At 68.8% G+C, this 20,855-nt stretch carries 13 protein-coding genes; 7 read left to right on the top strand and 6 right to left on the bottom strand.

Annotation, left to right across the window (positions count from 1 at the left end; genetic code table 11):
- Window positions 1–98: 98 nt before the first annotated feature.
- Together B0E52_RS08600 and B0E52_RS08595 are read left to right on the top strand one after the other, a co-directional pair.
- Window positions 99–3,494 (top strand): PilC/PilY family type IV pilus protein, encoded by a 3,396-nt coding sequence (locus B0E52_RS08600; RefSeq protein ID WP_077483423.1) that lies wholly within the window; start codon window positions 99–101, stop codon window positions 3,492–3,494.
- A 68-nt stretch (window positions 3,495–3,562) separates the two neighbouring features.
- Window positions 3,563–4,027: a type IV pilin protein gene (locus B0E52_RS08595; protein ID WP_077483422.1), complete on the top strand. Its 465-nt coding sequence runs from the start codon at window positions 3,563–3,565 to the stop codon at window positions 4,025–4,027.
- A gap of 6 nt (window positions 4,028–4,033) precedes the next feature.
- On the opposite strand, the gene recD is transcribed toward B0E52_RS08595, so the two are convergent.
- The 5 genes from recD to B0E52_RS08570 all read right to left on the bottom strand — a co-directional run bounded on the left by recD (window position 4,034) and on the right by B0E52_RS08570 (window position 14,412).
- Window positions 4,034–6,079, bottom strand: a complete 2,046-nt coding sequence (gene recD, locus B0E52_RS08590; protein WP_077483421.1) for an exodeoxyribonuclease V subunit alpha — start codon at window positions 6,077–6,079, stop codon at window positions 4,034–4,036.
- Window positions 6,069–9,710: an exodeoxyribonuclease V subunit beta gene (gene recB / locus B0E52_RS08585; RefSeq protein ID WP_077483420.1), complete on the bottom strand. Its 3,642-nt coding sequence runs from the start codon at window positions 9,708–9,710 to the stop codon at window positions 6,069–6,071. The genes recD and recB overlap by 11 nt, the downstream gene beginning before the upstream one ends.
- Window positions 9,707–13,288, bottom strand: coding sequence for an exodeoxyribonuclease V subunit gamma (gene recC, locus B0E52_RS08580; RefSeq protein WP_254426746.1), 3,582 nt, complete (start codon window positions 13,286–13,288; stop codon window positions 9,707–9,709). The genes recB and recC overlap by 4 nt, the downstream gene beginning before the upstream one ends.
- Before the next feature lie 265 nt (window positions 13,289–13,553).
- Entirely contained in the window at window positions 13,554–13,934 is a 381-nt protein-coding gene (locus B0E52_RS08575; RefSeq protein ID WP_077483418.1) for a YXWGXW repeat-containing protein, read from the bottom strand.
- Window positions 13,935–14,067: 133 nt separating this feature from the next.
- Window positions 14,068–14,412, bottom strand: coding sequence for a YXWGXW repeat-containing protein (locus B0E52_RS08570; RefSeq protein ID WP_077483493.1), 345 nt, complete (start codon window positions 14,410–14,412; stop codon window positions 14,068–14,070).
- A 193-nt stretch (window positions 14,413–14,605) separates the two neighbouring features.
- Between B0E52_RS08570 and B0E52_RS08565 the strand changes: the two genes are divergently transcribed.
- Both B0E52_RS08565 and B0E52_RS08560 read left to right on the top strand, forming a co-directional pair.
- The gene (locus tag B0E52_RS08565) at window positions 14,606–15,208 is read left to right on the top strand and encodes a TetR/AcrR family transcriptional regulator (RefSeq protein ID WP_077483417.1); all 603 of its coding nucleotides are present in this window, start codon (window positions 14,606–14,608) and stop codon (window positions 15,206–15,208) included.
- A 25-nt stretch (window positions 15,209–15,233) separates the two neighbouring features.
- On the top strand, window positions 15,234–16,151 hold the full coding sequence (locus B0E52_RS08560) for an alpha/beta hydrolase (protein ID WP_077483416.1): 918 nt from the start codon (window positions 15,234–15,236) through the stop codon (window positions 16,149–16,151).
- Between the two features lie 577 nt (window positions 16,152–16,728).
- On the opposite strand, the gene B0E52_RS08555 is transcribed toward B0E52_RS08560, so the two are convergent.
- Window positions 16,729–18,222 (bottom strand): PLP-dependent aminotransferase family protein, encoded by a 1,494-nt coding sequence (locus B0E52_RS08555; RefSeq protein WP_077483415.1) that lies wholly within the window; start codon window positions 18,220–18,222, stop codon window positions 16,729–16,731.
- Window positions 18,223–18,310: 88 nt separating this feature from the next.
- On the opposite strand from B0E52_RS08555, the gene B0E52_RS08550 reads away from it, so the two are divergent.
- From B0E52_RS08550 to B0E52_RS08540, 3 genes are read left to right on the top strand one after another with little or no spacing between them, the layout of a single operon-like run.
- The gene (locus B0E52_RS08550; protein WP_077483414.1) at window positions 18,311–19,282 is read left to right on the top strand and encodes a transporter; all 972 of its coding nucleotides are present in this window, start codon (window positions 18,311–18,313) and stop codon (window positions 19,280–19,282) included.
- A 35-nt stretch (window positions 19,283–19,317) separates the two neighbouring features.
- Entirely contained in the window at window positions 19,318–20,379 is a 1,062-nt protein-coding gene (locus tag B0E52_RS08545; protein WP_077483413.1) for a hypothetical protein, read from the top strand.
- 38 nt (window positions 20,380–20,417) lie between these two features.
- Window positions 20,418–20,846, top strand: coding sequence for an SRPBCC family protein (locus B0E52_RS08540; RefSeq protein WP_077483412.1), 429 nt, complete (start codon window positions 20,418–20,420; stop codon window positions 20,844–20,846).
- Window positions 20,847–20,855: the final 9 nt, after the last annotated feature.

Below are 20,855 nucleotides of genomic sequence, written 5' to 3'. Positions count from 1 at the left end.
GAACGGTCTGCACCGAGCCACGCCATCGAGTTTGTCGCATCGCCGAGGATCGATCGGCGCCAGTCCGGGATATCCGGTCAAAGAACAAGGGGAAGGTCATGCCCATCAAACACACCCAGCTGGCATCCCTGTTCGCAGGCCTGCTCTTGTCCGGTGCGGTCACGGCACAGACCAGCTACAAGGAGAATTTTTCGAGTGGGACGACCAACAACCAATGGCTTGCGTTGAATGATGCCTGCCTCACGGCGGGCAGTGCGGCCAAAGGTGCCGGCGTCATCCCGGGCTGCGCGAATATAGGGGTCACTGCTCCCAAGGACGCCATCGGTTCCGGTGCGCTGCGCCTGACCCCGCCTCAGACCAATCAGACCGGTGCGATTCTCTCGAATTTCACCTTTCCCATGAGCCAGGGCCTGCAAGTCACGTTCACCACCTATACGTATGGTGGCGACAGTCAAAGCCCGGCAAAGGATGGCGCGGACGGCATCTCGTTCATGCTGACCGACGGCACCGCAGCTGCTCCCACGGTGGCCGGTGGACTAGGCGGCAGCATGGGCTACAGCTGTTCCAACAGCAACGCTACGTATGAAGGCATGGCCAATGCCTATCTTGGCCTGGGCATCGACGAGTTCGGGAATTTTCTCAACTCGGGTGACAACACCGACACTGGCATTCTCAATTCGCGGGCCACCGGCGGCACGAAGGCGTATGGCGACAACTCGTATTCGAATGGGCTAACCGGGATAAGCGCCGGTGGCGGCTCTCAATACCAGCCCCAGCGTATTGGTTTGCGTGGCGCCGGCAATACGACGTGGGCATGGTTGAAGGCGCAGAATTCCGCTTATTATTTGGGGAGTGTGGACGCAACAAAGACCAAGGCTGCATGCAGTTCGGGTAAATATGTGTCCTCTGGTTCAGGGACTAAGAATAATCCGTACGTTTACACGCAGATCCCGTACAACTACAAAGCGATCGGTGGCGGCTATCAGGTACTGCCCACGGGCACGCTGATTGCCAATGAGGGCTCGCCGACGCGAGCCGGCAATCCGAGTGCTCCGGCCGACTACACCAAGAACACCTGGCCGATCACCTACAAGTTGACGCTTTCCCCGGGTGGGCTGCTGAATTTTTCCTACAGCTACAACAACGGCGCGTTCCAGCCGGTGCTGGTAAACAACCAGATCACGGCCAGCAACGGCCCGGTGCCGGCATCCTTCCGTTTCGGTTTCTCGGCCGGTACCGGTGGCAGCTACAACGTTCATGAAATCACCTGTTTCCAGGCCGCGCCGCTGCAGTCCAACAGCAGCGCCAGCGCCAATACGGTGCAGTCGGGGCAGGTAAAAACCGGTTCGCAAATCTATCTGGCGTCGTACTCGTCGGATAACTGGTGGGGCTCGCTGGTATCCAATTCGCTGGTTACCTCCGGCAACACCGTCAGCATCGCCACCGTGTCCAACTGGGACGCCAAGTGCGTGCTTACCGGCGGCCTGTGTTCGGCGATGGGGACGGATGCCCAAGGCAACCCGACCACGACCATCGCAGCACAGGGTCCGACCGCGCGCACGCTGCTGACCTGGGACAGTGTTGGCGGCAAGGCGTCGCCGTTGGAATGGGCCAGCCTCACCACAGCCCAGCAGACCGCCCTGAACAGCACCGATGGTGCGGGCGCGAATCGCCTGAAATGGCTGCGAGGTGATCGCTCGACCGAGCAGCTGGCCAGCCCGACCCCGGGCAATCTGCGCGCGCGGACCGCAGTGCTGGGAGACATCATCAATTCCAGTCCGACCTGGGTAGGTGCTCCAGTGCCAGGCACCAATCCCGACGTGTTCAGCGATGGCCTGTACGGGAGTTCGGTCGTCCAACCCGAGAACCAGAGCGGTGCGCAGGCCTACAGCAACTTCGCCAGCACGAACGCGACGCGGCTGAACGTGGTCTACGTGGGCGGCAATGATGGGTTCCTGCACGGGTTCCGCGCCGGCGCCTATGACGCCGCCGGCAACTACACCCCGACCAATGGCGGCGGCACCTATACCGGCACGATCAATGACGGCAAGGAGGTGCTCGGGTTCATGCCGTCGGCCGTGCTTTCCAGCGCGGCGACGGCCAGCCTCGCCAACCCGACCTATGTGCACGGTTATTTCGTGGATGCCACCCCGACGGCAGGCGACCTGTTCTACAACAACGCATGGCATACGTGGCTGGTGGGTGGAGTGGGGAGCGGGGGCAAGGAGGTCTACGCGCTCGACATCACCAATCCGGGCAATTTCTCGCAAAGCACGGCCTCTTCAGTCGTCGTGGGCGACTGGACCAGTGCCACGACGGGCCTGTCGCATCTCGGGCAAACCGTCGGTTCGCCGATCATCAGCCGCATGCACAACGGACAGTGGGCGATCATCTTCGGCAATGGACTGGGTAGCGGTGCGTCGGCAGGCGTGTATATCGGCCTGGTCGATTCGAGCACCGGCGCAGTCACGTTCCAGTTTCTCGACACGGGCGTGGGTTCACCGACGAGCGCGAACGGCATCGCCTATGTCAGTCAGGGGGATCTCGATGGCGACAACATCACGGATTACCTCTACGCCGGCGATCTGCAGGGGAATGTCTGGCGCTTCGACGTCACCGGCAAGACGGCCGCGAGCTGGGGTGTTTCGAAATTCGGGAATGCGGCGGCAACGCCATTGTTCGTAGCCAAGGACGCAGCTGGCAATCGTCAGCCCATCACGACCGCGGCCTCCATCGCCGCCGTCAGGACCGGCAGTGTCAACCGGGTCATGGTGCTGTTCGGTACCGGCCAGAAGACCCCGCTCAGCGCGACCAATCCGGATGTCTATGCGACCGGTACCCAGACCTTCTATGGCATCTGGGATTGGGACATGAACGCATGGAACGTGGCGGTTGGGTCGAAAGCACAGTACGCCAGTCTGACGGGGGCCCAGGCGATTGTCCGGAGCAAGCTCATGGCACAGACCCTGGTGTCGACGTCCGCCGGCGCCGGCTCGGTACTCGGCTTTCGCAATCTGAGCACGACCAAGATGGTGTGCTGGCTGGGCAGCACGACCTGTGCGGGGGGGGCGGGAGGCAACACCCAGTATGGCTGGTTGTTCGACTTTCCCTTGACCCAAGAGCAGATCGTCTACAACCCGTCCATCATAGATGGTGCGGTGGTGGTCAGTACGGCCATTCCACCGGTGATATCGGCGATCCAGTGCAATCCCGGACTGCAGAGCGGCTGGACGATGGCATTCGATCCGGCATCGGGAGGGGCACTCCCCAACGGCTTCTTCCCCAATGGAAGCGGGGCGTTCGGCAATAATTCCGACGGCTCGGCGGTTGGCGGGATCCAACTCAATGCAGTTGGCAGTGCGACCACGGTCACGGACAACGGCCAGACGTATTTCGTGACCCAGACGGTGACTGGCGTACCTGCCCTCAGCAAGGTGAATCCACCCAGCACTGACATACCGTCGCGCATCTCCTGGAAGGAAATCAGGAATTGATCGGTGCGTCCGCAGGAATGGAGTGGAGCGCGAGTAAAGCTGGTTGGCCGATGGGAGCAAGTTGCGTCATGAACAAATCATTTTGCGGGCACATGAATGGTCGTGGCCCGGCACCGGGCTTCAGCCTCATCGAGCTGATGATCATCGTGGCGATCATCGCGATCCTGGCGGCCATTGCGGTTCCCTCGTACACACGCCATGTGGTCAAGACCAAGCGCGTGGCGGCGCAAGCCTGCCTGTCGGAGTACGCGAACTACATGGAGCGCTACTACACGACCAACCTGCGCTATAACCAGGACACCAGCGCCACGCCGGTGGCGAATCCGGTTTCTGACGGGACGCTGGTGCTGGATTGCGCATCGGCAGCGCGGACCGGCAACGACTACAGCTACGCCACGTCGGCGATTGCCGCGGCGAGCTACACCCTCACGGCCACGCCGCAAGCGGCGCAGGCCGCTCGCGATACCCAGTGCGGCACGCTCTCGCTCGACCAGGCCGGCGCGCGCGGCCCGGCCACGGCGGGTTGCTGGTAAGCGAAATCAACCCGCCTGCAGGCGCGCCGCCAGCCCCGAGTGGCGCTGCGTGCGCCGGGCGATCATCTGCTCGACGATCGCCGCGCTGCCGACGAGGCTGAAGCAGCGGCGGGCGCGGGTGATGCCGGTGTAGAGCAGTTCGCGCGTCAGCACGGCGTTCGGCTCGGGCGGCAGCAGCAGGGCGGTGTGTTCGAACTCCGAGCCTTGCGACTTGTGCACGGTGAGCGCCCAGGCGGTTTCCGCGTCGGCGAGCCTTGATGGTGCGACGAAGCGCAGTCGTGTGCCGCCGGCGTGGTCGGCGGCGGTGGCGAGGAAGGCCACGGCCAATCGCGTGCCGCCGCGGCCGTCGGCGGCGGGCAGGCGCAGGCACAGGCCGATGTCGCCGTTCATCAGGCCCAGGCCGTAGTCGTTGCGGGTGAGCAGCACGGGGCGGCCTTCATACCAGCCTGGACCGTCAAGGGCATGGCCGTTCTCGATCAGCCCGCGTGCGCGCAGCGCCGCGGCGAGTTGCCGGTTCAGGCCTTCCACGCCATGCGGGCCCTGGCGCAGCGCGCACAGCAGCTGGAACCGGTTGAACGCGTCCAGCGCACCGCGCGCCCAGGCTTCGTGCGCCTCCATGCCGGCATCGGCGGCGGGGCGATGGGCGCGCAGCCATGCTAGGTAGTGGCGATAACCGCAAGGCGCGTCGCCGAGCTGGCGCGAAGCGGCGATGCCGTCGATCGCCAGTGCTTCCAGCGCGGCGGCATCCGCGTTCGGCAACCAGGCGAGATCCGCCGGTGTAGCAGCCAGCAGGTCCCGCACGGCGAGTGCATCGCCCGCGTTCACTACGCGCGCCAGGCGGCCGATGCCGCTGGTCGCGCCGAAGCGGTGGCTCATGCGCAACATGGCGATGCGCTGGTCCAGCGGTTGCGCGTCGGGCTGCATGAAGGCGGCGATGTCGTCGCCGGTGGTGGCTTCGATCCATTGCGCGGTGGCGGCGTCGTAGTGGCCGGCGTCGGCGCGGCGGCACAGGTCGCCCAGCACCGCGCCGGCCTCCACCGAGGAGAGCTGGTCCTTGTCGCCGAGCAGGATCAGCCGCGCGTCTCCGGGCAGCGCGTCGAGCACGGCTGCCATCATTTCCAGGTCGATCATCGAGGCTTCGTCGACCACCAGCACGTCCAGGTGCAGCGGGTTGCGCGCATCGTGGCGGAAGCGGCGCGTGTCGGGCCGCGCACCGAGCAGGCGGTGCAGGGTGGTCACGTCGACGGGAATCGCCGCGCGCACCGCGTCGTCCACGTCCAGTTGCCTGATCTGCTCCGTGATCGAGGCGTTGAGCCGCGCCGCGGCCTTGCCGGTGGGCGCGGCGAGGCGGATGCGCAGCGGCTGCGCGTGCTCGCGCAGCTGCAGCGTCTGCAGCAGGCCGAGCAGGCGCACCACGGTGGTGGTCTTGCCGGTGCCGGGGCCGCCCGTGATCACGCCGAACGCGCCGCGTGCGGCCAGCGCGCAGGCGACGCGCGGCCAGTCGGGTGCCGTGCCTGTCGCAGGAGCGGCCGTAGGAGCGGCTTCAGCCGCGATTTCATGCCGCGCGTTGTCGCGGCTGAAGCCGCTCCTGCGGTCGGTGGGAAACAGCCGCGCCAATTCCTCGGCGAGATGCGGCGAGGCCGGCTCCGTGCGCGCCACGCGGGCGAGGACGCCCTGTGCCACGCCGCGTTCGTGGCGCCAGTAGCGGCGCAGGTACAGCCGCGTGCCGTCGAGCACCAGCGGCGCGTGGTCCGGTTCGCCCGCATGGCTCGCGGCGAGCAGCGGCGAAGCGGGCGGGCCGTTCGCACGCAGGTCGTCGGCGAGCACGCGCCAGTCGGCGGGCCAGTCCTGTTCCTCGGCCAGGGCGGGGAGCAGGTCGAGGTCCAGGCACAGGTGGCCGTCGGCCAGCTGCCGGCTTAGCACGGCGGCCAGCCACAAGAGCACGGGCGGGGCCAGCGCATCGCGTTCGGCGAGGAAGCGCGCGAAGGCCACGTCCAGTGGACGCAGGCGCTGCTGTTCCAGTGCGCGGTCGAGCAAGGCTTCAAGCGCCATGGCCGATGCCCCCCGTGGCAAACAGCTGGTCCAGCGCGTCGACCAGCGCGAACGGCAGCCGTTCGACGTGCACGCCGTGGCCGGCGCCGTCCACGCCGCGCAGGTAGAGGTAGAGCACGCCGCCCATGTGGCGCGCGTAGTCGTAACCGGGCAGGCGGGCCTGGAGCTGGCGATGCAAGGCCAGCGTGTAGATCGCGTACTGCAGGTCGTAGCGACTCTGCAGCACCGACTCGCGCATCGCCGCCGCGGTGTAGGCGCCGGCGTCGCGGCCCAGCCAGTTCGACTTGTAGTCGGCCACGTACCAGCGGCCCTCGTGTTCGAACACGAGGTCGATGAAGCCCTTGAGCATGCCGTTGACCAGCTTGGGCGCGAGCGCGGGGCGCGGCGCGCCGGCCAGCGTGTGCGTCGTGACGAGCCGATCCAGCGCCTGCGCCTGCACGTGCCTGGCCTCGAACCAGAACTCCAGTTCGGCGCGGTAGCGCTGCGGATCGCGGAGCGCGGCCAGCGGCACGGCGTCGCCATCAGGCAAGCGCAGCGGCGTGCGCAGCAGGATGGGTAGCCAGGCGCTCAAGGGTGTGATCCAGCGTTTCCAGTCGTGCGCCTGGCAGCGCCGCGCGATGGTTTCCAGCAGCAGCGGCGAGGGCGCGGCGGCACGGGCGAAGCCTTCTTCGGCGCAGTGCTCCAAGAGCTCGTGCAGGAAGGTGCCGGGTGCAGCGCCGCGGGGGAAGGCGTGAATGCCTTGCGCGGCGGGGGCGGCCTCGGCGGTGTCGTCCGCCTGCGTGGCTTCGGCCAGCGTGGACTGGGCGGGGGTTTCCGGCGCGGTGTTCGGCGTGGCCTCGTCGTGCTGGGCCAGCGCGCTGTAGCTGGCGATCCACCACGGCGTGTGCGGGGGCAACGTGCACCGGCGCGCGTCGCGCGGCTGGATCGCGTGGTCCTGGGGCCGGTAGCGCTGCGTGTCGGCCTGCTCGGGCAGCTCGGCGACATGGATGGCGCCCTGGCCTTGGGCGAGTTGGTCGACGCGTGCGCGCAGCTCTGCGGGCTCGATGGGCTGGCCGCCGGACAGCACGTAGCCGAAGGCGGACTTGTGCAGCTCCGACGCCTTGCCGTTGCCGTTCTTCAGGCAGGCCACGCCCAGCCAGCACAGGTGGCGGGCGCGGGTAAGCGCCACGTAGAGCAGGCGCAGATCCTCCTGCAGGCGTTCGACCTCGGCCTGCTTCCAGGCCTCGGCGTCGGGGCGCAGGTCGAAGTGCGCCGCACCGTGCGCGTCGTGCCACAGCAACGGCTTCTTGTCGCTGGTTTCGCGGAAGCCGCAGACGAAGGGCAGCAGCACCACGGGGTATTCCAGGCCCTTGGATTTGTGGATGGTGACGATCTTGATCAGCGCGGCTTCGCTCTCCAGCCGCACGATCTGTTCCTCGGCGGCCTCGCCGCCGGCGGGGTTGGCGACCTGCGTGGCGAGATGGCGGATCAGCGCGTGCTCGCCATCCAGCCCGGTGGCGGCCTGCTGCAGCAGTTCGGCCAAGTGCAAGAGGTTGGTGAGTGCGCGTTCGCCGTCGGCGCGGGCCAACAGACGTGCGGGCACGCCGAAACGATGCAGCAAGTCGTGCAGCATCGCGAGCACGCCGTGGCGTTGCCACAGCGCATGCAGCTGGCGGAAGTGTTCGCCGCAGGCTTCCCAGTGCGCCTCGTCGGTGTTCAGGCGCTCCAGCTCGGCCAGGCTCTGGCCCATGCACGGCGTGGCCAGCGCGGTGCGCATGGCACGGTCGTTGCCGGGCTGGGCGCAGGCGGCGAGCCAGGCGAGCAGTTCCGCGGCTTCGGCGCTGGCGTACACCGACTGGTTGTCCGAGAGATAGACGTGGGCGAGGCCGCGCGCGTGCAGTGCCGCGCGCATCGCCGCGGCGTCGTGCCGGTCGCGCACCAGGATGGCGATGTCGCCGGGCTGCAGCGGCATGAGCTGGCCGTGCGCGTCCACGAAGCCGCAGCGGCCTTGCTGCGCGGCGGTGAGCCAGGCCACCAGCTGCGCGGCGGCGTGTTCGGCCATGGTCTCGCGCCAGGCGCCCGAGCTGAGTGCCGATGCGGACGTCTGGACGGCCACGGGCATGGCGGGCAGGGTTTCGCCGTCGAGCTGCAGCTGTTCCGTGCGACCCCTGGCGTCCACCTCGATGAAAGGCAGCGCCTTGCCGAAGCCGAAGGCGCCGTCGTCGTATGGGTCGGCAAACAGGAAGACCCGGTTGACGGCCTTGACCAGTGCCGCGGTGGAGCGATGGTTGGTGCCCAGCGTCCAGTGCGGCTTGGCGGCCCGCTCGCGCGCGGCGAGGTAGGTGTGGATGTCGGCGCCGCGAAAGCCGTAGATGGCTTGCTTGGGGTCGCCGATCAGCAGCAACGCCTTGCCTTCGATGCCCACGTAGCAGCGCTGCAAGATGCGCCACTGCAGCGGGTCGGTGTCCTGGAACTCGTCCACCAGCGCCACCGGATATTGCGTGGCGATCAGGCGCGCCAGCGCATCGCCCGCCGCACCGTGCAGGGCGGTGTCCAGGCGCTTCAGCATGTCGTCGTAACCGAGCTGGGCCAGCCGGCGGCGGGCTTCGTCCACGCGTCGTGCCACCCAGGGGGCGGCGTGGGCGAGCAGCAATGGTGGAAGCGCCAGGATTTCGGCCCGGCGGGCCTGCACGTGTTCCAGTGCGGCAAAGGCCGGGTGCGCGGGAGCTTGCTTGTCCTTGGCGGTGCATTCGGTCAAACGCGACTGCGTGAAGCGCGCCAGCGTATCGTCGCCGAGTTCGCCGCCCTGGGCCCACGCGCGCATGGTGGCGAGGTGGCCGGGAAGGTTTTTCGGTACGACCAGGTTGCCCTTGAGCACCTTGGTTTCCGAAGCCGTGAGCAGCATGGCCTCGATCGCGTCGACGGCGGCCAGCCACGCCTGGCGGGCCGTGGCCTCGGCCTCGTGCAGCGCGCCGGCAGGGGCGTCGAGCAGGTCCTTCGGTGCGCGCGGCGCGGGCAACGGCTGGCCGTCCAGCTGCAAGCGATCCGCGTGGGGCAGCAGGGGCGCGAGCGCTTTTTGCAGCTCCGCCGGGGTCTTCCACGCGCCGAGGAACACGGCGGCGGCCTCGCGACCCAGCGTGAAAACATGGCCGCGCCAGTAGTCGCGCACCGCATCGGCGAGCAGCTCGGCCTCGTCGGCCACCACGTCCGCGCTGGCGGCCTCGCCGCTGGCGAAGGCGTGCTGGCTGAGCATGCGCTGGCACCAGCCGTGGATGGTGAACACCGCGGCCTCGTCCATCCACTGCGCGGCCAGTTCCAGCTGGCGCGCGGCGCGGGCGCGCTGCTCGGCGTCGGGGTAGTCGGCGATCAGCGCGGCGAGGGAATCGTCGGGCGCGCGCTTGTCGCGGAAGGCTTCGGCCGCTTCCGCCAGCCGTGTGCGAATGCGTTCGCGCAGCTCGGCGGTGGCGGCCTTGGTGAAAGTCATCACCAGGATCTGCGCGGGCAGCAACGGCGCGCCGCCGCCGTGGCCCAGCACCAGGCGCAGGTACAGCGCGGCGATGGTCCAGGTCTTGCCGGTGCCGGCACTGGCTTCGATCAGCTGGGTGCCGGCCAGCGGCAGGCGCAGCGGGTCGAGCGCTTGCGTGCTGTTCATGCGGCGTCATCCACGACGCACGCGGCGTCCAGCAGCGGGCGGTACAGATGCAGCCAGTCCTCGAAGCCGGCGGCGTGCAGGGCGGCGAAGTCGGGCCAGCTGCGGGCCAGCGCGGGTTCCTCGTCCACTTCGCCGCGACCGTGCTCGCCGTCGTTGTGGTCGTAGCGTTTGCTGGCGACCGCGGCGGTTGCGTCTGCGAGAGCGGCGGCGGACTTCTGTTTGTCCGGCGGGGATTTTGCGTTTGCCGCCTCGACCTGCAGCCAGGCGAACGCGGTCTTGCGCGCGAGCGGCAGCGGCGCGCACAGGCCGGCGGCGAAGGCGGCGAGCAGCGCGTCGAGATGGCGTTGTGCGTCGGCGGTATCCAGCTGGCGCAGTTGCACCATGGCATCGGGCGCCACGATGTGGGTGGTGACGGGCAGCGCATTGGCGTTCGCCAGCAGGTGCGCCGCCCAGTGGGCCAGCAGCTTGTCGTGGCGCAGCTTCTTGTCCGGCATGAGCAGGCTCGCCGTGGCCACGAGGCAAACGTGGCTGCCGTCGTCGTCCGTGCGCAAATCGTCCAGCGCGTCCTCGATGCTCAACCCGTGCGCCGCGCCATACAGCGCATGACTTTCACCGGTGAGCGGATAGTGGGCATCCAGCGCGTGCCAACGCGTGGCGACGCGCGCGGCGGCGGCTTCCATCGGTGCCAGCGTCAGCGCGCCGAAGCTGCCAGGCGGCAGCGCGCCTTGTTCGTGCAGGCGCTCGGCGGCAGGCGCCAGCGCGTTGTTGCCGGCGTGGATGGCGGTACGCAGCAGGGCGTCGGTGAATTGGTGGTTCTCCAGCGGATCGAGGGCGAAGGGCTCGTGGTCCGTGTCGGCATCGTCGTCGCCGGCGAAATGCACGCCCAGGCGTTCGGCGTAGAAGAGCCTGGCCGGCGAGCGCAGGAAGCGTTGCAGCAGGGCGAGGTTCAACGGCGTTTCGCGCGGCCACGGCGCGAGCGTGGCGGCTTCGGTTTCGCGGCGGGGCTGCCGCGCGCGTTGCCACTCGGCGGCATAGGTGAATAGGCGCGCGTCACTGGCGGCGTCGAAATAGCGCGGGCTGAAGGCTTGCAGCGGGTAGTCGGTGGTGAGGGCAAAAAGGGGGTCAGAGTCGCCTTTCGATGACGGGTCCGTTTCTGATTCGGTCGCCTCGCCCGAAAGGCGACTCTGACCCCTTTTTACCCAGCCGGCGGCGAGGTAGTCGCGCAGCTGGCCCACCAGCACCGAAGGCGGCAGCTCGCTGTTGTCGCGCGCGCTCTTGCCCACCCAGCTCACGTACAAGGCGTCGCGGGCGGCGAGCAGGGCTTCCAGGAAGAGATAACGGTCGTCCTCGCGGCGCGAGCGGTCGCCGGGACGTTGCTGGCCGGGCGTGGCCATCAGGTCGAAGTCCGGCCCGTTCGTGCGGCGCGGGTAGGCGCCGTCGTTCATGCCCAGCAGGCAGACCACGCGGAACGGGATCGCGCGCATCGGCAAGAGCGTGCCGAAGCTCACCGCGCCGCCGAGGAAGCGCTGCGAGAGGCGGCTTTCGTCCACGACGGACAGCCAGTGCTCGCGCACCACGGGCAGCGGCAAGGCGTCGGCGAAGCCCGCTTCGTTGCAGGCGCGTTCCCACGCCTCCAACGCCTCGTGCAGGCGCTGCAACAGCACGGCGTCGCCGTCGTCACGGCCGGCGTCGAACATCGCCGCGAGCAGGCCGCGCAGGCGCTCGCTCCATTGCGCGGGCGTGGCCGGCGTGGCGAGCAATTGACCGTAATGGTCGAGGCTGTCCAGCAGCAGGGCCAGCGGGCCGACCAGGGCGGCATCGAGGCCGCCCACTTCGTCGTAGGGCGCGATGCCATCCAGCGAGGCGCCGTCGCCCACGGCGTAGCCCAGCAGCATGCGGCGCAGGCCGAAACGCCAGCTGTTCTGCTCCTCGGGCGGCAGGCCCAGCGTTTCCTTTTGAGCACCGTCCAGCCCCCAGCGGATGCCGGCGCCTTCGATCCAGCGGCGCAGCACCGGCAGGCCGGCCTCGTCCACGCCGTAGCGGCGGCGCAGCGCGGGCGTGTCGAGCAGGTCGAGGATGTCGCCCGCGGCGTAGCGCGATTCGGGCAGGCGCAGCAGCTGTTCCAGCGCCACCAGCAGGGGCGCGGCGCCGCGTGCGGGGCGATCGGCGATGCTGCAGGGCAGGAAGCGCGGATCGTCAGCCGGCAGGCGGCCGAACACGGCCTGGATGTGCGGCGCGTAGGTCTGGATGTCCGGCACCATCACCATCACGTCGCGCGCCGCCAGCGCTGTGCCCTTGCGCGCGGCCTGCTCGAACATCGCGAGCAGGTTGTCGTGGAGGATCTCCACCTCGCGCTGCGGATTGTGCGCGACGTGGAAGCGCAGCGAGTCGTCGCCCGCGATCAGCGACTGGCGTTGCGCGGGATCGGCCGGCAGCGGTTCGAGGTCGAGGATGGCCTGCTGCACCTGGTGCAGCAGGCTGTCGCGGCCGGGGTCGACGAACAGGTCGATGTCGCGGCCCAGCGCGGCGAAGCGCGGGCGGTAGGCCGCGGGGGTGTCGAAGCTGTCGAGCAGGCGGATGTAGTCGCGGCCCTGCTTGCCCCAGGCGGCGAGCAGCGGGTTCGCGTGCAGGTGCAGCTCTTCGTAGCGCGGCTCGGCGGGCAGGCCGGGCTTGCTGGCCTGACGGCGCTGCTCGGCCTTGAGCAGCTCGCGGTCCTCGATGATGTCGGCCCAGTAGTGCCGGCACGGGTTCGTCACCAGCAGCAGCACCTGGCAGACGCGTCCCAGCGCGGTGAGCGCCTCCAGCGTCTGTTGCGGCAGCGAGGAGATGCCGAACACCACGAGGCGTCGCGGCAAGCCGGCAGGGCGTTGTTCCAGCGCCGCGGCGCGCGCAAGGAAGGCGCGATGCATGGCGGCGCGATGGCTGTCGCGCTGCGAAGGGCCGACATCTTCCAACAGCGCGCGCCACAGCCTCGCCTGCCAGCGTTGCGAGACGGGCAGCGGCTCGCGTTGTGCGCGTAAATCATCGCGCAGCCCGTCGCGGCCATGCTCCCAGTCATCCAGCCAGTCGGCGCGGTAGACCTGGTACTGGTCGAACAGGTCGGCGATCTGCTGCGCGAGCTGGAAAAGTTTGATTGGGTCGGGCTTGCCCGGGTCGGCTTGGCCTTCGCCCAGGAAATGCCGCAGCGGCGCGAAGTCGGCGTGGCCGAGTTGCGTGGGCAAGAGCCGCATCAGCCGCCAGGCCAGCCGCGACTTGTCGAATGGCGAATCGGCCGGCACCGCCTCGCGGCCCAGCACGGCGCGGTAGGCCTGCCACAGGAAGCGGCCGGGCAGATGCATTTCCACCGCCGCGCTGATGCCCATGCCGCCCGCGTCGCGCGGGCGCGCCAGCGCCAGCTTCAGCCACTGCGCGATGCCGTTGCTCTGCACCAGCATCGTCTCGTCTTCCAGCGGCGCCAGCGGCGTGCGCGCCAGCCATTCGACCAGCAGGTCGCGCAGGTCTTCCAGATGGTTGCCGTGCACCACCATCAGGCCCGGCTGGATGGCGTCTGCGACTGTGGCGGATGAAGGAACTGGCACGGGCGTCCTGGCTGGCGTTCGCTGCCGAGATTGTCACCGACCGCGGGCTGGAAGTCGCCTCACTGTCGCATCGCGCCGTCTCGTTGCATGCGACGCCAAACGAAACGGCCCGGAATGCCCGGGCCGTTTCCTTGAGTCGTGCGGCCATGCGTGGCCACTCGTCGGATGTCCGCGATCAGGTAATCGCAAAGAAACTTCACTGATTGCGGCCAGGGAAGGCCGCCCGTTTGATCTTCGCGATCAAGGATGATCGCAAGATGCAGCCTCAGTCGTTCACCCACACGCCCACGTGGAAGTGCCAGCCGTCGTTGCGCTGCTCCCAGTGCGGGTGCACGTAGTGGTAGCCGGGACGCGCCTCGCGCCAGTGGCCGGCCACCGCGATGTAGCGGCCGTGCTCCCAGCGCCAGTAGCCATGCACCCAGACATAGCCGCGGCGCGGCGGCGGCACTTCTTCAACGATGCGCGGCGGCGGCGGTTGCGGCGCGATCACTTCCACCACTTCGGGCGGCGGTGGCGGCGCCTGGCGCTCCACGATCACTTCGCGTTGCACCGGGCGCGGGTGGTAGACCGGGCGCTCCTCGACGCAACCGGCCGCCACCGCGGCGGCAGCGGAGACGATCAGCAGACCTGCAAGACGTGACGACATGGGTTCCCCTCGTTGGGTGTGGTGAAGCGTGGATGGCGTTGCCGCGCCATGGAAAGCGACGGTGAGTCTAGGGGGCGAAAACTGCGACGAAACGGGCGCGGCATCGCCGCTCGCGTCGCAGGTTGTTGCATGTTCAGCGGGCCCAGTAGCCGGCGCTGAAATGCCAGTGGCCGCGCGGTCCCTGTTGCCAGCGCGCGGGCATGTAGTGGTAGCCCGGATGCACGCGCATCCAGCGGCCGCCCACCCACACGTGGCGATGCAGGCGCGGACTCCACGACCAGTAGCCAGGCGCCCAGGCATAGCCGCGACGCGGCGGCGGCGCTCGTTCGAAGCGTGGCGGCGGCGGAGCCACGCCGATGCCCACGCCCACGCCGACCGACACCTGCGGCACGGCCTGTGCCGCGGGCGCAGCGGCGAATCCGGCGCCGGCCAGCGCCAGCGCGGCGGACAGGATCAGGGCGGAAGACTTGCGATTCATCGTGCTCTCCGTGATCGCCGCGAAAGGCGGCGTGCGGTACGGAAAACGCCGCCCTGCGGCGACGTGTTGACGCGTGTCCGGAGGCGCGTTCAGGTTCGGGTGGGTGGCCGACGTGACGACCGCCCGGGCATCGCGGGGCATATCGGTTCGTCGTCATGGCAAAGAACGAACGGTCGTGCTATTTTTTGCACCCATGGAAACCGTGACTCCCGCCGGCAAGCGCGCCGCCACCCGCGACACCATCCTCGACCACGCCTATGTGCTGGCGCGCAGCGACGGGCTGGAAGGGCTGTCCATCGGCACCCTGGCGGCCGACGTGGGCATGTCCAAGAGCGGCGTGTTCGCCCACTTCGGTTCGCGCGAGGACTTGCAGCTGGCCGTGCTCGACCTGGGTGCGCGGCGCTTCATGGCGCACGTGTTGCTGCCCGCGCTGAAGCAGCCGCGCGGCCTGCCGCGCCTGCGCGCGATCGTGGCGCACTGGTTCGCGTGGGCGCGCAAGCACCAGAGCGGTTGCGTGCTGCTCTCCGCCGCCAGCGAGTACGACGGCCGCGACGGCGCGCTGCACGAGGCGGTGGTGGCGCAGCAGGCCGGCTGGCGCCGCGAGCTGCAGAAGGCGATCGCGCAGGCGGTGGCCGAGGGCCACCTGCGCGCCGACACCGACACCGCCCAGCTCGCGTTCGAGATCTACGCGCTGCTGCTCGGCCTGCACCATGACGGCGGACTGTTCGGCTACGACGAGGCCGAGCGACACACCGCCGCGGCATTCGAGCGCCTGTGGCGCAGCTGGCAACCCTGACCCCTTCCCGCACGAGGCGCTCCCCATGTCCCCACATGCCGCTTCCGTTTCCACCCGTCTGCGTCTCGGCGCGCTGCGCGCCGGCTTCATGCTCGGTGGCCGGCTGGTGCCGAAGCGCACCGCCGACCGCGCCGCGCAGCTGTTCGCCACGCCGTTCGCCAGCAGCCGCAGCCGCGCGCTGGCGACGCCGGAGGATGCGGCGATGCGGCGCGGCGAACTGCAGATCGGCGGCGAGCGCATCGCCACCTACGTCTGGGGCGACCCGGCCCGCCAGCCGTATGCGTTGCTCGCGCACGGCTGGTCCAGCTTCGGCCTGCGCTTCCAGCCATGGGTGGACGGCCTGCGCGCGCTGGGCTACGCGGTAGTGACGTTCGACCAGCCCGGCCACGGTCGCAGCAGCGGCCGGCTGTGCACGCTGCCCGAATTCACCGCCACGATCCGCGCGGTCGGCCGCCACTACGGCGAGGCCGCGCTGGCGGTGGGGCATTCGCTGGGCGCCGCCGCGCTGGTGCTGGCGCAGGACGAGGACTGGCACGCGCAGCGCCTCGTGCTGGTGGCGCCCGCCGCCGACATGGCCGACGCGGCCAGCCGCTACTTCCATCTAGTGCGCCTCGGCGAACACCTGCGCCAGGCCTTCTACGACTGGCTGCTGCGCCGCACCGGCATCGGCGTGGAGCAGTTGGAGGTGTATCGCCACCTGCCCGCGCTGGGCCAGCCCGCGCTGATCGTGCACGACCTCGACGACGCCGACGTGCCGTGGAGCGAGGGCGAGCGCTACGCCCGCTACTGGCCCGGCGCACGCCTGCTCAGCACCGAGGGGCTGGGCCATCGCCGCGTGCTGGACGCGCCGGACACGATCAACGCCGCGTTGGCCTTCGTGCGCGGCGAAGCGGTGGGCGAGCGCGTGGTCGGCACGAGCGAACTGCCGTTCGGCGTGGCTTGAGCGCTGTTTACTACAGGAAACTTGAAGACCCTCGTCGGCCTAGTGTGTTGCTTTTCAACAGCCGAAAGGCTGGCCCTGTCGGGGTCAAGCGCGTATTGAATGATTCCCGAAAATCCTGTGTATGCAGCCAAAGTTCACTGTGGGTCGAAAGCGGGCATGCTATGTACGCCATGTCATACGTCTAGCCAGTTGGTGAGTCCATGAACAAGAAGAAAGAGCATGGCAGCAGCGGCCAACGCGTTAGTAGCTATTCCAGCCCAATAAAGCTCCGGGTCCTTGGACCTTTTATATGTTTTGTAGACGAGCGTCGCGCCCCCAGTCTTAAGACCCCTGACCGTGATGCATGTGAAAACAATGAAACAAAGCAATTGGACCCACGGTTGATTGAACCAGTAATCAAAGTTCACCATGTGCGTTCCCCAGAAGATCTTCGGCCCTGCCTTCTGATGTCCGCTCCAAACCGAAAGCGGGCTCATGACGAACCCGTTTCGGCGGGCGCAGGCCCTGCGATTCCTATGCCCCAGCTCACAACGGTACCGGATTCCTGCTTCCGCAAGAGTGACAACCAAAGAGGTTCCTACAGGCAACTCCGCAACCGGCGCACGCCTTCCTCGATGGCGCGCTCGTCCACGCTGCCGTAGCCCAGGATCAGGCCGCTGCGTTTCACGTCACCGCGATAGCACGGCGACAGCGGTCGCACCGACACGCCGGCCTGTGCCGCCCGCTGCGACAGCGCGACGTCGTCCATTCCGTCGGGCAGCAGCGCAGTCAGCTGCATCCCTGCCTCGGCGCCCACGATCTCCAGCGCACCGGGCAGGTGATGCTGGATCGCCGCCTGCAGCGCCGCACGCCGCGCCGCGTACAGCATGCGCATGCGGCGGATGTGTCGCGCGAAGTGGCCTTCGCGGATGAAGTCGTGCAGCGCCCTCTGCGGCAGCATCGGCGAGCAGGTATCCAGCGCGTCGCGGGCCGCGCGGAACGCCGGCAGCAGGTCCTTTGGCACCACCAGGTAACCCAGCCGCAGCGCGGGAAACAGCACCTTGCTGAAGGTGCCCACGTAGATCACCCGCGCGTCGGCATCCAGCCCCTGCAGCGCGGCGATCGGCCGGCTGCCGTAGCGGTATTCGCTGTCGTAGTCGTCCTCGACGATCCAACTGCCCGTGCGCGCCGCCCACTGCAGCAACTCGATGCGCCGCGCCGCGCTCAACGTGGCGCCCAGCGGGAACTGGTGCGAGGGCGTGACGTAGGCCAGCCGCGCGGTCGGCGCGCGACGGATGCCCGCGGCCACGTCCAGCCCTTCGGCATCCACCGGCACCAGCACGGGCAGGGCGCCCACGGTTCCCAGCGCCTGGTGCGCGCCGGGGTAGCCGGGTTCCTCCACCCAGGCGCGGTCGCCGGGGTCGAGCAGCGCGTGCGCGCAGATCTGCAGGCCGTGCTGCGCGCCGCTGGTGATCAGGATCTGTGCGGCGCCGGCGTGCGCCGCGCGCACCGTCGCCAGGTATTCGGCGATCGCCTCGCGCAGCGGCGCGTGGCCCATGGTGTCGCCGTAGACCAGCGCGTCGGCGCCGACGTGGCGCGCATGCCGGCTGAGCAGGCGCGACCACACGCCGTGCGGGAAGTGGGCTAGCGCGGGCACGCCCACGCGGAACGCGCCCTGGCTTTCCAGCCAGCTCTGCGGCGGCGCGGCCATCGCCGCCACGCGCGCGGCGACCCGGCGCGGCGCCGAAGGAGCGGTTGCGATCGCTGCGCGCGGCGGTCGCCGCTGCGGCGTGCCCGCGCCCTCGTGCGGGATTGCCGCGGCCACGCAGGTGCCCGCGCCGGTGAAGCTCTCCAGATAACCCTCGGCATGCAGCTGTTCGTAGGCGCCCAGCACCGGCAGGCGCGAAACGCCCAGTTCGCCGGCCAGAGCGCGCGTGGAGGGCACGCGCTGGCCCGGTCGCAGCCGGCCTTCGGCGATCGCACGGCGGAACCATTCCGCCAGTTGCTGGTAGATCGGCCCGCCGCCTTCCAGCGCGATCGCCGGCACCAAGCCGGTAGGCACGGGCTTCGTCACGCCTTGTCGAGTGGTCATGTCATGTTCTCGCCCGGTGGCTATTCGCTCGTACCACTTGCCTGCCTAGTCTGCGCGCTACGGACAGGCGACGGAGGTGTCGGTGGTCATGCGTTGGCAGGTGAAAAGGGCGCGGTGGACGGCGCGCCGCCTCGCGGCGCTGTGCGCCGCGCTGCTGGGCATCGGCGCGGCCGTGGCGCAGGACGCCGGCCCGCCGCGCCAGGCGCTGGACGACGCCTGGTGGACCGGCCCGATGCTGGCGAACTCCGCCGAGACGTTGCCGACCGGGCACATGCTGATCGAGCCTTATTTCTACGACGTCACCTCGAAGGGTTCGGACGCGTTCGGCTCGCGCGCCTACGTGCTGTACGGGCTCACCGACCGGCTCACCGTGGGCCTGATCCCGATCATCGGCTACAACCGCGTGAGCAACGGGCCGGGCAGCTCGGGCATCGGCCTCGGTGACCAGATCCTGCAGGCGCAGTACCGGCTCACCCGCTTCCACGAAGGCAGCTGGCTGCCCACGCTCGCCGTGCAACTGCAGGAAACCGTGCCCACCGGCCGCTACGACCGCCTCGCGCGTGCCAGCGACGGCATGGGCGGCGGTGCCTGGGCCACCACGCTGGGCCTCAACGCGCAGAGCTATTTCTGGATGCCGAACGGCCGCCTGCTGCGGGTGCGGCTCAACCTCACCCGCACGTTCAACGGCGATGCCGACGTGACCGGCGCCAGCGTCTACGGCACCGCCCCCGGTTTCCGCGGCACGGCCCGTCCGGGCGACGCGTTCTACATCGGCACCTCGTTCGAATACAGCCTCACCCGCCGCTGGGTGCTGGCATTGGACCTGTTCCGCAGCCACGGCGCGGCCACCCGCGTCGATGGCAGCGCCGACCCGGTCGATGCCTTGCCCACACCCGTGCACCTGCGGGCCGGCTCCAGCGACGCCTACGGCTACGCCCCGGCGGTCGAATACAACTTCAGCGCGAACCTCGGCGTGCTGCTGGGCGCGCGCGTGATCGTGGGCGGCCACAACGCGACGCGCTCGGTGACCCCGGCCATCGCGATCAACTACGTCCATTGACGTCGACACCGATTCCCTGCGGAAGGACAAACCCCATGCGCGCAACCACGATCTGGCAGACCTGCCTGCTTGCCCTGGCCACGACGATGGCCTGGCCGACGCCATCGGCCGCGGATGCGGCGCAGGGTGTCGACCAGCAGCACGCCTTCGACTTCCATTTCGGCACCTGGCGTACCCACATCAAGAGCCGGGACGTCACCGCATCGGGCGTCGGCGCATGGACCGAATTCAACGGAACCGTGATCGACCAACCCTTGTGGAACGGGCGCGCCAACATCGAGAAGATCGAAGCCGCGGGAACCGGCGGCCACTTCCAGGGCGTGACGTTGTTCCTCTACAACCCGAAGTCCGGGCAATGGAGCGAGCACTTCGCCGGCAGCAGCGACGGCACCATGCAGGAGCCTTCGTACGGCGAGTTCGCCAACGGTCGTGGCGTGTTCCATGGCCTGACCGAGGTCGCTGGCAAGAAGGTCCTCGAACGCGACATCTGGTCGGCCATCACGCCGGACTCCTACCACTACGAGATCGCCTCTTCGACCGACGGCGGCAAGACCTGGGTCACCAACTTCGTGGCGCAACTTACCCGACTGAAGAAGGCGCCCGACTACGATGTGCCGCACGCCCAGGGCACCGGGCCGGAGCACGACTTCGACTTCAACACGGGGCGCTGGTCGACCCGGATCCGGGCGGTGCTGAATCCCCTCGCATCACCCGGCGCGTGGAGCAACCTGGGCGGCACGCATGCGGTGTATCGCGTATGGGACGACTGGGCCAATATCGGCCAGCTCGAAGTGGACGGGCCCGGCGGCCATGTCGAGGACCTCGCGTTGCGCCTGTACGACCGCAAGACCCGGCAGTGGCGGGTCTACTTCGCGAACAGCAAGACCGGCACGCTGGCCCCGCCGATGGTGGGCGAATTCAAGGGCGGCGTGGGCACCTTTATCGGCATGGACGAGGTCGAGGGCAAGACCGTGCTGACCCGCAACGTCTGGTCGGGCATCACAGCGAAATCCTGCCGGCAGGACTGGGCCATCTCGACGGACGGCGGCAAGACCTGGGTGCCAACCTGGACTTCCGTCGACACGCTGGGCGGCTGACCCCGCTGCAAAACGCAATCAGCTGACGAGGAAGCGTCGTGGCCTCGATATGCAAGGACATCCTGCTGGATGCCGATCCCGACGACGTGTGGGCGGCCATCAGCGACGTCGGCGCGGCCCACGAACGCCTCGTGCCGGGTGTGCTGGTCGACACCCGGCTGGATGGCAACGCCAGGATCGTCACCTTCGCCAACGGCCTGGTGGCGCGCGAGCTGATCGTCACGCTCGACCATGACGCCCGCCGCTTCGTCTATGCCTCCGTCGGCGGCCGGGCCGCGCACCACAACGCGTCCTTCCAGGTCTTTGCTGATGGCGCGCGTCGCACGCGCCTGGTCTGGATCACCGACGTCCTGCCGGACGAACTGGCCGAACCCATCCGCCAGAACGTGGAGCTGGGCGCCGCGGCCATGAAACGGGCGCTGGAAAGGAAGCCCACGCCCGATGATCCCGGTGCCGGCGTGCACTGAACCATCGCC

Origin of the sequence: Rhodanobacter sp. C06, from assembly GCF_002001105.1 — a bacterium.
In the GTDB taxonomy this organism is placed as follows: domain Bacteria; phylum Pseudomonadota; class Gammaproteobacteria; order Xanthomonadales; family Rhodanobacteraceae; genus Rhodanobacter_A.
Note: the sequence above shows the minus strand (reverse complement) of the source record. Positions and strands in the feature narration are given on the sequence as shown.

Excerpts from the sequence above, each read along its gene's own strand:
- B0E52_RS08550 (WP_077483414.1), top strand. The coding sequence starts at position 18,311 with ATGCGTTGGCAGGTGAAAAGGGCGCGGTGGACGGCGCGCCGCCTCGCG.
- B0E52_RS08570 (WP_077483493.1), bottom strand. The coding sequence starts at position 14,412 with ATGAATCGCAAGTCTTCCGCCCTGATCCTGTCCGCCGCGCTGGCGCTG.
- B0E52_RS08545 (WP_077483413.1), top strand. The coding sequence starts at position 19,318 with ATGCGCGCAACCACGATCTGGCAGACCTGCCTGCTTGCCCTGGCCACG.
- B0E52_RS08555 (WP_077483415.1), bottom strand. The coding sequence starts at position 18,222 with ATGACCACTCGACAAGGCGTGACGAAGCCCGTGCCTACCGGCTTGGTG.
- B0E52_RS08575 (WP_077483418.1), bottom strand. The coding sequence starts at position 13,934 with ATGTCGTCACGTCTTGCAGGTCTGCTGATCGTCTCCGCTGCCGCCGCG.
- recD (WP_077483421.1), bottom strand. The coding sequence starts at position 6,079 with ATGGCGCTTGAAGCCTTGCTCGACCGCGCACTGGAACAGCAGCGCCTG.
- B0E52_RS08560 (WP_077483416.1), top strand. The coding sequence starts at position 15,234 with ATGTCCCCACATGCCGCTTCCGTTTCCACCCGTCTGCGTCTCGGCGCG.
- B0E52_RS08600 (WP_077483423.1), top strand. The coding sequence starts at position 99 with ATGCCCATCAAACACACCCAGCTGGCATCCCTGTTCGCAGGCCTGCTC.
- B0E52_RS08595 (WP_077483422.1), top strand. The coding sequence starts at position 3,563 with ATGAACAAATCATTTTGCGGGCACATGAATGGTCGTGGCCCGGCACCG.
- recB (WP_077483420.1), bottom strand. The coding sequence starts at position 9,710 with ATGAACAGCACGCAAGCGCTCGACCCGCTGCGCCTGCCGCTGGCCGGC.
- B0E52_RS08565 (WP_077483417.1), top strand. The coding sequence starts at position 14,606 with ATGGAAACCGTGACTCCCGCCGGCAAGCGCGCCGCCACCCGCGACACC.